The following is a 1,166-nucleotide window of genomic DNA, read 5'->3' as shown; positions in this document are numbered from 1 at the left end:
CCGCTGCGATGAGCGGCGCCGACCCGGCGACTCACGCGAGCACCTTCTTCCACGCCCCGTTGTAGGCCACCGGCACGAAGCCGATGGCCTCGTTGATGTCCAGCATCGGCCGGTTCTCCTCGGCGTTGTAGGTGATGACCTTCGGGGATGCCGGGGCGATCTCGCTGCGCCAGGTCCGCAGACCGGCGCACTTGACCAGCTGACCGAGCTTGTGTCCCCGGTGCTCACGGAGCACGAGGTTGTCTTCCTGGTGGCTGGGCCCGGTCGGATCGGTGCCGAGCACGAGCTCGTTGAAGGCCACGAGCGCGCCGGTGCCGATGTGCTGGGCAGCGGTCACGAGCTTGATGCGACCCGACTCGGCGTACTTCGCATCGTGACGCGCGAGACGCTCGGCATCCCACACCTCCTCGTCGAACTCGAGATCGGCGCTGGGGGCGTCCGTGGACATGCGCGACTTCATCCAGGCGAACCCCTCGGCATACTCCGCCGGTGTCGGCGCCTGCCACTGCACGACGCGATAGCCCGCCGACGCCGAGGCCGCCTCGTCGAGGAGCCGGGCCACTGTGGCGTCGCTCGCGGGCAGATCGAGTTCGCTCTGACGCTCGATCTGCTCGAGGGCGTAGCCGTGGCGCAGGTAGAAGCGCGCCGCGTGGTCCTTCGGGATCGAGCCGAACCCGGTCGGCGCCTGCAGGCGCTCGCCCGCGGCGTCGGGATGTTGCGCCCACGACTGCAGGACGGTGCGCCCGTGTGCGCGCGCCGCCTCTTCGATGAGCGCGTAGCCGGCGGAGCCGATGCCGCGCCCGTGGTGCGAGGCGAGCAGCTCCACCAGCCAGAAGGCGTTGCGCGACCCGCTCTCGAGCGGGATGTCGATGCCGACACGGCCGACGACCTCGCCGTCGGACAGCGCCATCCAGGCGATGCGGATCTCGTCCGGATCCGGCTGGTAGTGGGGGAGCAGCTCCTCCGGCGTCAGCGCGTCGTCGTCGTTGCCGGCGATCTCGCGGTAGACGAGGTTGCGCACCCGGGTGAACTCGCGGAAGTCGGCAGCGTCGTCACCGCTCATCGATGTCGGGACGTTCAAGGGGCGGAAGCGGAGCTCCGCGGCGGTGGTGGTCATGTTCTCTCCTTGGTGGTGAGGGCCGGGGGGGGGGGGGGGGGGGGGCCCC

1 protein-coding gene is annotated in these 1,166 nt (G+C 70.5%); it reads right to left on the bottom strand.

The window, feature by feature from the left end; genetic code table 11:
* Positions 1–31: 31 nt before the first annotated feature.
* Positions 32–1,117: a GNAT family N-acetyltransferase gene (locus AC1Q49_RS02055; protein WP_492490792.1), complete on the bottom strand. Its 1,086-nt coding sequence runs from the start codon at positions 1,115–1,117 to the stop codon at positions 32–34.
* Positions 1,118–1,166: the final 49 nt, after the last annotated feature.

This window comes from Microbacterium sp. MPR-TSA4 (assembly GCF_058792815.1).
Note: the sequence above shows the minus strand (reverse complement) of the source record. Positions and strands in the feature narration are given on the sequence as shown.

Bases quoted from the DNA above. Each gene is read 5' to 3' on its own strand.
- AC1Q49_RS02055 (WP_492490792.1), bottom strand. From the start codon at position 1,117: ATGACCACCACCGCCGCGGAGCTCCGCTTCCGCCCCTTGAACGTCCCG.